Source organism: Zoogloea sp. (genome assembly GCF_023150065.1).
In the GTDB taxonomy this organism is placed as follows: Bacteria; Pseudomonadota; Gammaproteobacteria; order Burkholderiales; family Rhodocyclaceae; genus Zoogloea.
Map to the genome: position 1 here is coordinate 1 of NZ_JAKLLN010000040.1, position 11,469 is coordinate 11,469.

Here is an 11,469-nt window from a genome sequence, read left to right on the forward strand (position 1 = left end):
TTCGTCTTCCATGGCCGTGCTCATGTGTCATTCCTTTCAAGGTTAACACCTGAGCAGGATTTCACTGGGTCAATACATCCGGGACTCGACCGAGAAATAGTGAAACATTGAGGACTGGGGATCGACTTCGCCGCGCATCGTTGTTCTGCTTGGGGTTCGGGGATACGGCTAGGACAGACGGGTGGCGGGATCGTTCACTGGGTTTTGCATCAACCTGCTAGTGATTTTAGGCTGATGAGGTCATAACCCATAGGTCGGCAGTTCGATTCTGCCCATCACCAGAAACACCTGAAAAACCCGAACCAAGTGGTTCGGGCTTTTTTACATCGCAAAAAAAGAAAAAAGTGGGAAGTCGGTGTAGTTTTGGCGTGCGAGTCAGTGCGGATATTTCACTGTTGGCAAATGGTCGCCAATATAGCCGATAATAAAGTCTCGACTTGCACGATCTTCAATGAAATGAATACGGTGTCGGCCAGAGAAATAGACATGATTTTCAAATGCAGCTGAGCCACCATCCGGCATACGAAATTCACGCTCCTTACCATAGGCGTCCATTGTTGGCTCACTCTCCCTATGCCATTGGAAACTATATTCTGGTTCAACACATTTCAATTCGGCCCAACGGACAGCCGTTTCATTCATCTTCGCCAGTTTTTTCAGCGCATTTATCAAATAAACCGACTCGATCCGACGCACCTGATCATCAACATCAGGAGAAAAGCGAAGATTTGGAAAAATAATCGATTTGCTTGCGGAAAACTCAGCGGCTGTAGCAACTGACGTAAAATGACGAGCATTTATCGCTTCACGAAGATGACAAACGTGCACTTCGCGACTCGCGTGATCAACATCCTCGGCCTGCAGAACAGTTGTTCCCCGACAGGCAAGCATCGTCAACTGATGAACATCCCAAATTCCATCGGTCGGAATGCTGACAAGCACTCCGCCAGCGTGAATCGCAAGGCCTCCCGCATAACAGATTGGTCCTGAAGCTTTCCCTGCACGATACTCAAGCTCTATTAGGGCCTCTTCAATCTCCGACTCCAACACCAGCCCTTTTTCAATTGGCACTTTCGTATCAAGGCCAAGAGCAAATAAGCGTAGCTCTCTATCTACTCCAGGATCAATTAGCCAATCCTCTACCTTCCACTGCTCTCCAGTTGTTGTTGGAATGATGACATCTTGAAAGCACACATGAGAACGGAGAACTGAGCGACAGATATTCTCGTCAACCAACGCACCGAGGGTAGCGATGAACTCATCAAACACCTGCTGAGCGACTGTCGGATTGGGAACCGGTAGGTGTATAAGAGAAGCATCGTTAAATACGATATCTTGCAGCGCCACTGCTCTTACCCCCTGGGCTTACGAATAAGCGCTGCAAGCGATTTTTCGTACTCATCAAAGAATCCGTCAGGCCAAGAAGATAACCGACCATTGCTGTCGATCTCTGGCGTTTCCCGGCGCGATGTAACACCATCACGCAAGAAATAATGAAAATAGATGTCCGCCGGGGTAAGCGTACCGTTCTTCACTTCAACGCGAAGTCCATTCATGACGTGATCACTATGGGTTTCAACTATTACTTGTACATACTTTCCTACCAAGGCAATTAGCCTAGCCAACTTTGTCTGTGCGCGGGGATGCAAATGTGCCTCTGGGTTTTCCAATAGAAGCACTGTGCCGGGCTTCGCGGACAGCAAGGCCACAAGCAGAGGCAGAGAATAAGTTAGCCCAAATCCCACATGCGTTGGCCGATAGTAACGAGATCCGACGTCACCTTTCTGCTCAAAGCCAAAACCAACCACTGACACCCCAGCCTCGCGCAAAGGTTTAGCGTCAATTCGGACGCCAGGGCTTAGCTCACCAAGCCATGCTTGAACTTGGTATAGAAGCCCTACACCCTTAGCAGTCGGGTGCCGTGCCTGCTCATTTTCAACAGGATCTTCGGCATGGTCGATCAAATAACGTATCGCATACTCACCACAAATACCTAACCCAGTCTGCTCTGCATCCTCATAGGGATAGGTGAGACGAGGCCCCCACCGCTCAGCACTAAGATATGATAAGGGCAGCTCAGAAAGGATTGCAAGACAACTGCGTTCATAGACATTCTCGGTAATTAACCGATTAGTCTTGGCGTTGTATTTGAACCTCCACTCGCTCAAGCCGATTTCACTATCGCAAGAAATAACAATTTCGTCTTTGTCGGCAAACTCATAAAGCAGTTCGCGACCACTACCTTGCGACACGTAGTCGCCATTGGAGAATAATTCAACATGATCAGTACTCGGATCACGCTGATAATCTATCTGCTTTAGAAGCAATAAAGCCTGAATAACAGAGCTTTTTCCCGAACTATTAAGACCGGTTAGTAAATTGACGGATCTAAAGGGAACATCAACAACATCAAACCCCTTGAAATTCTCAAGGTGTAGTTTCTTAAGCATCTAGGGCTCCATTTATCAGCTCTTCGATTTCTTTAAAGCGCCGCCTAACGTTCGTGACAGTTCCAGTCGCCGTCGAAATCGACGCAACAAAGTCATAATCCTTCATCAACTTTGAAAAATTCTGCAGAACCAGACTTTTTTTATCAATCAGATAGTTAACTTCCTGAGGAGACAGCTTTGACAGACAAACCGCCCACACTTCAAATAACGCCTTATTAATTGGGCTCAACCTGAAAGATTTTCCATAATATTTCCGGAAAGCGGCTCTACCCAAAATAAGATGCGCAGCTTTCATAGCCCACTTAAAGGCCTTTTCGAGCTCCGCTATCTTGTATGTCGACCAGTTATTAATCTGATCCATCGTTTGAATCAGCAACGCATCGAGGTCACCTGTCGCATATCGCGCCGGTGGCGTAATATAGAAAGCACAAAAGCGTAGTACGCATTCCCTGTCGGCCATGCGTTCATCTTTGATGGAATTGAAGGTCGCCTGCTTGAATTCTGGTGACTCAGCCAATTTCTTTAAAAGTTTTGTTGCGGCTCCTTGCTTTATAGCATGCCTTATTTCTTGTGAAGAAAGTGGGAGCCCCCCCGTATTGATTCGTTTAAAAATATTAAACATCACTGTCGGCGGAGTTCCCGGCTGAATTACATGCACTGTAATCTCGGACTCCTGAATGCGTCTTTGCATTTGGCGGCTGAGATCATCAAATCCATTCCCATTAAGATGATGGAGAAACTCCAGCCCTTGCAATGCCAAAGTTTTATCGTGAATAAATTCTTTTAATGTAGTAATTCGTTGAAGGCCGTCGACGACCGACCATCGATCATCTTGGTCGGCGGCGACGTAAAAAACAGGCAAAGGAATACGAAGAAGAAGCGATTCAATAAGGCGAGATTTTCTGGTTCCATCCCAAATGCCCGCACGTCTTTGAAAATCAGGCATTAGATCTATTTCTTCATCGCCGCCACGTACCCTCTCCATGATGAGACCGACCGTCATTGGCTTTGTCTTGACGTCAATCTTTTCCGGATCAAAGGGATCTTTTATTTCAAGCGAGTTGATTGTTACGAGCTCAACCTCGACACCAGCTCCTCGCTGGTCTGATGTCAATTCCTCTAGCAACTCGAGCGGTTGGGAACCGGTCTTAGGAAGCTTGATAATCAAGTGCAACTCCCGTAAACAGAAAATCTAAATACCTCGAAGCCGGGGCTGATGCCATGCCAAGCGGCCCCAAAAGTGGATGAAAAGGTCACACCGAAACCAAGCGCTCTTTTCTTTGGCTGCCGCAGTCGTATCCTAGGGCTGACATTGTCCGTTACGGCGTAGATATCGTCTTCAGATTGCAACCCTCTAGCAGGGTGATGCAAAACTATTTTTCACCGTCATAAACGATGTTTTCAGGGGTCTCTTCACCCCTGCCGCCCCGAAAAAAATGGCATACAGGCCGTTCTGAGAGGTCGTCATACTTTTCCGGGACCGAATTTCTACTTTTGCATCACCCTGCTAGACGATGGATTGTGTATGAGAGACACCAAAACACCAAGCGCCGAGTTGCTAGCTCACCACCCACTGGAAGACGGGACATCGTTACCGATAGCATAGGAACTAGATAAAATTATGTCATTCAATTGAATATGCCTGCTCGATTCATTGAGAACGACCTGCCGTCGGAGCTGTGGAGCGGCGAAAGGCAGATGTGAGTCGAGTTACGTCCTAGGTCGATGACGGCAGTAGCAATCGACCGCCATGAGAAGCTAAACAGCAGGTAAGAGGCACATTGCCGCCTGATACGTGCCAGAGGCCCAAGGTCAGAAAAAGCCGAACACCAGCCCCTCTCCCACGCCTCCCAGCCCTCAATCCCCACACACAGAACCGTCTCCACTCCCGTCATCGGGCGCCGCGCGCCGCTTCCGCAAATGCCAGCGCATCCGGAAAGAAAGCCAGAAAATCCGCCTCAAACCCCGGGTAGTCCGCCAGCAGCTCGTCTCCGGCGCCGGCCAGGGGGTTGGGTTGGCGGGCCCGGTGGAGGGCCATGCGGTCTAGGGCCAGGGCCACGTTGGCGGTGTCCCGGTAGCTCCCCAGCCAGTCATGGGCGGCCATGCGTGCAAAGACCGGCGTGAAGGGCGCGGGAAGGCTGTCGAGGCGGGCGGCGATAAGGCGGTAGGTGTCGGCGGTGAAGTCGTCCAGAGGCTCCGCGCTGAAGCGCTGCCAGTGCACCGCCAGGAAGTGGTCGTAGAACATGTCCACCAGCACCCCGCCAAAGCGTCGTCGCGCTTCGCTCACCCGCGCCCGGCTGTGCCGGAAGGCCGGGTGGGTGTCGGCGAAGCTGTCGATGCGCCGGTGCAGCCTGACCCCCGCCACCAGGGCCGGGTCCAGCCCGCCGGGGCGGGGCTGCAGCAGGCCTTTCACGAAGTCGCCCGCCACGCCGCCGACACGGTCGGTGGCGAGGGGGCCGGCGAGGAGGGCGTGGGCGAGGTAGTTCATGGGGCTTCGAGCCAGTCGTGGAGCTCGGCGCTGGCGAGATCGACAAAGGCGCGCAGCTTGGGCGGGATGAAGCGCTGGCGCGGGTAAACGATGTGAATCGGATCGGCCTTGGCGTGCCAGCCGCTCAGCACTTGCGTGAGCTCGCCCTGAGTGCACTCGGCACGGCACAGGTAGAGGGGTAGCAGCACCACGCCGTCGCCGGCCAGGGCCATGGCGCGCAGCACGCCGATGTCATTGACCATGATCTCGCCGGGCATCGGCACCACCTGGCTGCCCTGCGCGTTGCTCAGCGTCCACGCTTCCTTGCCGATGGAGGTGAACTGGATGCAGCGGTGCTGCCGCAGGTCGTCGGGGGTGGCGAGGGGCGGCGCCGACTGCAGGTAGGCGGGGCTGGCAAAGGGCACCCAGCGGGCAATGCCGGCGCGCCGGGCGATCAGCGATGAATCCTTGAGGCTGCCGGTGCGGATCGCCACGTCGACCCCTTCGGCCACCAGATCCACGTAGCGGCTGGTCAGCGCCAGGTCGATGCGCAGGGCCGGGTGCCGGGCCCGTATCCGTCCGATGATCCCGGCCAGGATGCGGTCCCCCAGGTCGGGCGGGGCGCTGACCCGCAGTACGCCTGTGGGCTCGCCCAGGGACTGGCTCACCGCCGCCTCGGCATCGAGGAGGAAGCCCAGCCCCGCGGCCGCGTGCTCGAAATACAGCGCCCCGGGATCGGTGAGGTGCAGGCGCCGGGTGGTCCGCTGCAGCAGGGTGATGCCCAGGCGTTTCTCCAGGCTCGCCACCCGGTTGCTCACCGTGGAGGTGGGCAGCCCCAGCAGGCGGGCGGCGGCGCTGAAGCTGCCTTCCTGCACGACTTTGACAAAGACCGCGGCCTGATTGAAGTCCATTGTTCACTCGATTGGAAAGTGTTTTTGGATTTAACCATCTACTGCGAATCCTGTCTGCTGTCTAAAGTGAGCTCATCCACCCACGGAGAGCAATCATGAAGAAGCTGGCATTCATCAAGCGCAGCAATGGCAGTCACTGGGTTGGCGACGGCTTCCCGGTGAAGAGCATCTTTTCTTACGGGGACATCGCTGCCGAGCTTTCGCCCTTCCTGTTGCTGGACCACGCCGGCCCGGCCGAATTCCCGCCAACCGGGCAGCGGCTCGGGGTCGGGGCGCATCCGCACCGGGGTTTCGAGACGGTGACCATCGTCCATGCGGGCGGGGTGTCCCATCGGGACTCGTCGGGGGGCGGGGGCACCATCGGCCCCGGTGACGTGCAGTGGATGACCGCCGCCTCGGGCCTGATCCACGAGGAGTTCCACAGCCCGGAGTTTGCCCGCGAGGGCGGCGAGTTCGAGATGCTGCAGCTGTGGGTCAATCTGCCTGCCCGGGCCAAGATGGCGGCCCCCGGCTACCAAGGCATCACCGCCGCGCAGATCCCCGAGGTAGCGCTGCCCGAGGGTGCCGGCCACGCCCGCATCATCGCCGGGGAGTACGCCGGCACCCGGGGCCCGGCCCGCACCTTCACCCCGATGAACGTCTGGGATCTGCATCTGAAGGCGGGGCACCGGGTGGCCTTCGATCTGCCCGACGGCCACACCACGGCGCTCTTCGTGCTTAGCGGCGGCCTGCGCCTTGACGACGGTGAGGCCGTGCACGGGGGCGAGCTCGCCGTCATGACGCGGGACGGTAGCGGGCTGGCCTTCAGCAGCAGCGCCGACACCGTGGCCCTGCTGTTGAGCGGTGAACCGCTCAACGAGCCCATCGTCGGCTACGGCCCCTTCGTGATGAACAGCGAAGACGAGATCCGCCAGGCGATCAAGGATTTCAACACCGGCCGGTTTGGACGAATCGGCCAATGACCCCACCGTGCCTTCGGGCACGGCACACAAGGAGAGCAAACATGCGCAACACCCCCTACAACCGCCTCGACAAGAACAACGCAGCGGTGCTGCTGGTCGATCACCAGGCTGGCCTGTCGTCCCTGGTCCGCGACATCGACCCGGACCGGTTTCGCAACAACGTGCTGGCCCTGGCCGACCTGGCCCGGTATTTCGCGCTGCCCACCATCCTCACGACGAGCTTTGAGACCGGCCCCAACGGTCCCCTGATGACCGAGCTCAAGGAGGCCTTTCCCGCCGCGCCCTACATCGCCCGCCCGGGGCAGATCAACGCCTGGGACAACGAGGACTTCGTGAATGCGGTCAAGGCCACGGGCAAGAAGCAGCTGATCATCGCCGGGATCGTCACCGAGGTCTGCGTGGCCTTCCCGGCCCTGTCGGCCCTGGCGGAGGGCTACGAGGTCTTTGTGGTAACCGATGCCTCCGGCACCTTCAACGAGCTCACCCGGCATTCCGCCTGGGAGCGCATGTCCGCGGCGGGCGCCCAGCTGATGACCTGGTTCGGCGTGGCCTGCGAGCTGCACCGGGACTGGCGCAACGACGTGGAGGGCCTGGGGGCGCTGTTCGCCAGCCACATTCCGGACTACCGCAACCTGATCAACAGCTACACGACGCTGCAGGGCGGCAAGTGAGCGCTTCGCGTTAGCGTGAAGGAGGACAAGATAACTCCAAGGGTTAGGGCGAGATAACTCCGGGGGGATGAGGTGGGGCGAGGGGGCCGGCGAGGAGGGCGTGGGCGAGGTAGTTCACTCGGAGGCGGTCTGGACTGTGGCACCTCGAGTCTAGCCCGACTCGCCCGCGCCGAGTTGGGGGCGGTCAGCGGTCGTGTGGTGTGTGATGGATCCGTTCGAGGACAAGGGCGACGCCCTGGCCGACGCCAATGCACAGACTCACCACCGCGAAGCGGCCGGCGCGTCGGTCCAGTTCGCGCGCAGCGGTGAGCACAAGGCGGGCGCCGGACGCGCCAAGGGGATGCCCGATGGCGATGGCCCCGCCATTGGGATTGACCCTGGGATCGTTCTCCGCCAGCCCCAGCAGCTTGAGGCAGCCGAGCACCTGGGGCGCGAAGGCCTCGTTGATCTCGATCACGTCCATGTCGGCCAGCGTCAGCCCGGCCCGCGCCAGCGCCTTGGGGATCGCGTAGGCGGGCCCGACACCCATGATGCGGGGCTCGACGCCGCTGACCGCGCCGGCGAGGATGCGCGCCAACGGCTTCACGCCGGTTTTCTCGCCGATCGCGGCCGAGCCGATCAGCAACGCGGCGGCACCGTCGTTGATGCCCGAAGCGTTGCCGGCCGTTACCACGCCACCTTCGGCCAGCGGGCGCAGCGCCGACAAGGCCGCAAAGTCGCTCGCCGGGCGCGGATGCTCGTCGGCGCTCACCACCCGCGGCGGGCTCTTGCGGCCGGTGGGCACCTCGATGGGCAGGATCTCGCCAGCGTAGAAGCCGGCAGCCAACGCCGCCGCGTAACGGGCCTGGGACGCGGCGGCAAAGTGGTCCGACGCCTCGCGGCCGATGCCGAACTCGGCCGCCACGTTGTCGGCGGTCTCGGGCATCGAGTGGTTGTCGTAGCGCGCGATCAGGCGCGGATTGGGAAAGCGTGCGCCGATGGTCGTGTCGAAAACCCGGAACTCCCGGCTGAAAGGGGATTCGGACTTGGCCACCGCGAAGGGCGCGCGGCTCATGCTCTCCACGCCGCCCGCCACGTAAAGATCGCCCTCGCCGCAGCTCACCGCCCGGGCCACGTCGAGCACCGCGGCCAGGCCGCTGCCGCACAGGCGATTGACCGTCTGGCCCGGCACCGAGGGCGGCAGGCCGGCGAGCAGCGCGGCATGACGCCCCACGTTGCGGCTGTCTTCGCCGGCCTGGCAGGTGCAGCCGAGCACCACGTCCTCGATGGCATCCGGGGCAAAGCCGCTGCGGGCCACCACTTCGCGGATCACGGTGGCGGCCAGGTCGTCGGGGCGTACGGCGGCGAGACTGCCGGCGTGGCGGCCGATGGGCGAGCGGAGGCCGGCGTAAAGATAGGCGTCGAGCATGAGTTGTCCTCGTTGGGTCAGGATTCGGGCGTGAGCAGGGAGACACCCAGGCGCGCGCGGCGGACGAGCCACGGGCTCGGGCGGTAGCGCGGGTCGCGGTAAAAGGCGTGGAGGCCATCGAGGATCGCCAGCACCGTGGCGGCGCCCAGGCGATCGCCGAGTGCCAGCGGGCCGAGGGGGTAGCCCAGGCCCAGCGTCACCGCGGCGTCGATGTCGGCTGGCGTGGCGATGCGTTGCTGGGCGATGTCGCAGCCGATGTTGACGATCATCGCCACCACCCGCTGGGCGACGCAGCCGGCGCTGTCGTGAATCACGCTGACCGCCGCGCCGCTGTGGCCCAGCGCCGCCCACACGGCGTCGCGAAAGCGCGGTGCGGTGACCGGCGTGGTCATCAGTGTGAGGTGGCCGTCCATGAAGAGCGGATCGACCGCCAGCGTGCGACACGGGTCGAGCCCGGCATCCAGCGCGGCCCCGGTGGCGTCGCCGCCCACCGGAAAGACCACGCAGGCCGAATCCGGCCCTGGCCGCGCGCCCTCGTCGAGCACGACGCCCGGTGCCAGGCGTTCGAGCAGCGCCCCACGACGGGCCGGGTCGGCGCCATCCACCCACAGCGGAGTCGACGTCAGCGCCGGCAGCGGTGCGGAGGGCGGCGTATCGGCCTTGCCGTCGGTGTAGGTGTAGAAGCCCCGCCCGCTCTTGCGCCCGAGCAGCCCGCCGGCCAGGCGCTGGCGAGTGATCGGCGACGGGCGGTAGCGTGGCTCCTGGTAATACTGGTCGTGGATCGACTCCATCACCGGGTGCGACACATCCAGCCCGATCATGTCCATCAGTTCGAAGGGCCCCATCCGGAAGCCCGCACCGCGCAGGATGCGATCCACGTCGGCAGGCTGAGCGATGCCTTCGCCGAGCACCCGCAGCCCTTCGGTGAGCAGCCCGCGCCCGGCGTGATTGACCACAAAGCCCGGCGTGTCGCTGGCCCGCACCGGGCGATGGCCGAGGCGCCGGGCAAGGCCCGTCAAGGCGTCGCCGACCCGGGCGTCGCCCACGGCGCTGTCGATCACCTCGACCACCTTCATCAGCGGGACCGGGCTGAAGAAATGGAAGCCGCCTACCCGCCCGGGCAGGCGGCAGGCACTGGCGATGGCGGTGACCGACAGTGACGAGGTGTTGGTGGCCAGCACGCAGTCGTCCGCCACCACGCTTTCCAGGTCGCGGAACAGGCCGCGCTTGGCGTCGAGGTGCTCGACGATGGCCTCGACCACCAGCGCGCAGCCGGCCAGATCGGCGAGTGCGGTGGCCGGGTGCAGGTGCCCCACCGCCGCGTCGCGGGCGGCAGCGTCGAGCCGGCCCTTGGCGCGCAAGGTATCGAAGGTGGCGGTGATGGCCGCCACGGCGTCGTCGGCGGCACCGGCGCGGGTATCAAAAAGATGCACGTCGATGCCCGCCTGGGCGGCAATCTGGGCGATGCCGCGGCCCATCAGGCCGGCGCCGACGACGCCAATCACAAGCTGCTGGTTGTCTGGATCGAACATCGCGTCACGCCCCCACGAACTGCGGTGCGCGCTTTTCGAGGAAGGCGTGCATGCCCTCCTTCTGGTCGCGGCTCGCAAACAGCAGCTGGAAGGCCTTGCGCTCCAGCATCAGGCCGGTCTCCAGCGAGGCATCCTCGCCGGCGATCAGCACCTCCTTGATCTGCGCCACCGCCAGTGGCGGGCGGCTGGCAATCAGCACGGCCAGCTCCAGCGCCCGGGCCTGCACCTCGGCGTCAGGCACCACCTCGCTCACCAGCCCCATCGCGTCGGCCTCGCGGGCCGATACGGGCAGGCCGGTGAGCGCCAGCTTCATGGCCTTGAACTTGCCCACCGCGCGGGTGAGCCGCTGGGTGCCGCCGGCGCCGGGCATCACGCCCACCTTCACCTCCGGCTGGCAGAAGGACGCACCTTCGCCCGCCACGATCAGGTCGGCGTGCATTGCCAGCTCGCAGCCGCCACCCCAGGCGAGGCCATTCACCGCGGCGATCACCGGTTTCGGGCACGCGGCGATGGCCTGCCACAGTCGGTGCGCCTGGCGCAGCATGATCTCGATGGCGCTGCGGTCAGCCAGATCACGCAGATCGGCCCCGGCAGCAAAGATGCTGTCGCCGCCGGTGAGCACGATGGCGCGCACGTCCGGATCGGCGCCCAGCGCCGCAAACTGCTCGGCCAGCCCGGTGCGCACCGCCTGATTGAGGGCATTGCGCGCCTCGGGCCGGTTGAGGCGGACGACGGCCACATGCGGGGCCGGCCGCTCGACGATGACTTCGTCCATGACGCCTCCGCCGCTCACAGCGCCGAGACCAGCTGCGGCACGGCCTCGAACAGATCCGCCACCAGGCCGTAGTCGGCCACCTGGAAGATCGGGGCTTCGGGGTCCTTGTTGATGGCCACGATCACCTTGGAGTCCTTCATGCCGGCCAGATGCTGGATGGCACCGGAGATGCCCACGGCGATGTAGAGCTGGGGCGCCACGACCTTGCCGGTCTGGCCCACCTGGTAGTCGTTGGGCACGAAGCCGGCATCCACCGCGGCACGGGAGGCGCCCATGGCGGCGGCGAGCTTGTC

Annotated in this window: 11 protein-coding genes; 2 read left to right on the plus strand and 9 right to left on the minus strand. The window is 61.5% G+C overall.

Going from position 1 to position 11,469, the window contains the following annotated elements; all coding sequences use genetic code 11:
* Positions 1 to 375: 375 nt before the first annotated feature.
* From L6Q67_RS22940 to L6Q67_RS22960, 5 genes are all read right to left on the minus strand, one after another.
* Complete coding sequence (locus L6Q67_RS22940) at positions 376 to 1,347, minus strand: hypothetical protein (protein ID WP_296575614.1); 972 nt, start codon at positions 1,345 to 1,347, stop codon at positions 376 to 378.
* Positions 1,348 to 1,352: 5 nt separating this feature from the next.
* Positions 1,353 to 2,450, minus strand: a complete 1,098-nt coding sequence (locus tag L6Q67_RS22945; protein ID WP_296575618.1) for a DUF3696 domain-containing protein — start codon at positions 2,448 to 2,450, stop codon at positions 1,353 to 1,355.
* Complete coding sequence (locus tag L6Q67_RS22950; protein WP_296575621.1) at positions 2,443 to 3,618, minus strand: DUF262 domain-containing protein; 1,176 nt, start codon at positions 3,616 to 3,618, stop codon at positions 2,443 to 2,445. Before L6Q67_RS22950 ends, L6Q67_RS22945 begins: the two co-directional genes overlap by 8 nt.
* Before the next feature lie 723 nt (positions 3,619 to 4,341).
* Positions 4,342 to 4,938 carry an ACP phosphodiesterase gene (locus L6Q67_RS22955; protein ID WP_296575624.1) on the minus strand — a complete coding sequence of 199 codons (597 nt, stop codon included), beginning with the start codon at positions 4,936 to 4,938 and terminating at the stop codon, positions 4,342 to 4,344.
* Positions 4,935 to 5,828, minus strand: a complete 894-nt coding sequence (locus tag L6Q67_RS22960) for a LysR family transcriptional regulator (protein ID WP_296575627.1) — start codon at positions 5,826 to 5,828, stop codon at positions 4,935 to 4,937. The genes L6Q67_RS22955 and L6Q67_RS22960 overlap by 4 nt, the downstream gene beginning before the upstream one ends.
* A gap of 95 nt (positions 5,829 to 5,923) precedes the next feature.
* Here L6Q67_RS22960 and L6Q67_RS22965 point away from each other — a divergent pair, with 95 nt between their 5' ends.
* Positions 5,924 to 6,790 carry a pirin family protein gene (locus L6Q67_RS22965; RefSeq protein ID WP_296575629.1) on the plus strand — a complete coding sequence of 289 codons (867 nt, stop codon included), beginning with the start codon at positions 5,924 to 5,926 and terminating at the stop codon, positions 6,788 to 6,790.
* A gap of 41 nt (positions 6,791 to 6,831) precedes the next feature.
* Complete coding sequence (gene ycaC, locus L6Q67_RS22970; protein ID WP_296575632.1) at positions 6,832 to 7,461, plus strand: isochorismate family cysteine hydrolase YcaC; 630 nt, start codon at positions 6,832 to 6,834, stop codon at positions 7,459 to 7,461.
* 184 nt (positions 7,462 to 7,645) lie between these two features.
* Here the strand turns inward: ycaC and L6Q67_RS22975 are convergent, their stop codons facing one another.
* From L6Q67_RS22975 to L6Q67_RS22990, 4 genes are all read right to left on the minus strand, one after another.
* Positions 7,646 to 8,869: a 3-oxoadipyl-CoA thiolase gene (locus tag L6Q67_RS22975; protein ID WP_296575635.1), complete on the minus strand. Its 1,224-nt coding sequence runs from the start codon at positions 8,867 to 8,869 to the stop codon at positions 7,646 to 7,648.
* 17 nt (positions 8,870 to 8,886) lie between these two features.
* Positions 8,887 to 10,401, minus strand: coding sequence for a 3-hydroxyacyl-CoA dehydrogenase (locus L6Q67_RS22980; RefSeq protein ID WP_296575642.1), 1,515 nt, complete (start codon positions 10,399 to 10,401; stop codon positions 8,887 to 8,889).
* A gap of 4 nt (positions 10,402 to 10,405) precedes the next feature.
* On the minus strand, positions 10,406 to 11,176 hold the full coding sequence (locus L6Q67_RS22985; protein ID WP_296575645.1) for an enoyl-CoA hydratase: 771 nt from the start codon (positions 11,174 to 11,176) through the stop codon (positions 10,406 to 10,408).
* Positions 11,177 to 11,190: 14 nt separating this feature from the next.
* Positions 11,191 to 11,469, minus strand: a 279-nt coding sequence (locus tag L6Q67_RS22990; RefSeq protein WP_296575648.1) for an FAD-binding protein, incomplete at its 5' end; no start/stop codon positions are given.

Bases quoted from the DNA above. Each gene is read 5' to 3' on its own strand.
- L6Q67_RS22945 (WP_296575618.1), bottom strand. From the start codon at position 2,450: ATGCTTAAGAAACTACACCTTGAGAATTTCAAGGGGTTTGATGTTGTT.
- L6Q67_RS22965 (WP_296575629.1), top strand. From the start codon at position 5,924: ATGAAGAAGCTGGCATTCATCAAGCGCAGCAATGGCAGTCACTGGGTT.
- ycaC (WP_296575632.1), top strand. From the start codon at position 6,832: ATGCGCAACACCCCCTACAACCGCCTCGACAAGAACAACGCAGCGGTG.
- L6Q67_RS22975 (WP_296575635.1), bottom strand. From the start codon at position 8,869: ATGCTCGACGCCTATCTTTACGCCGGCCTCCGCTCGCCCATCGGCCGC.
- L6Q67_RS22980 (WP_296575642.1), bottom strand. From the start codon at position 10,401: ATGTTCGATCCAGACAACCAGCAGCTTGTGATTGGCGTCGTCGGCGCC.
- L6Q67_RS22955 (WP_296575624.1), bottom strand. From the start codon at position 4,938: ATGAACTACCTCGCCCACGCCCTCCTCGCCGGCCCCCTCGCCACCGAC.
- L6Q67_RS22960 (WP_296575627.1), bottom strand. From the start codon at position 5,828: ATGGACTTCAATCAGGCCGCGGTCTTTGTCAAAGTCGTGCAGGAAGGC.
- L6Q67_RS22985 (WP_296575645.1), bottom strand. From the start codon at position 11,176: ATGGACGAAGTCATCGTCGAGCGGCCGGCCCCGCATGTGGCCGTCGTC.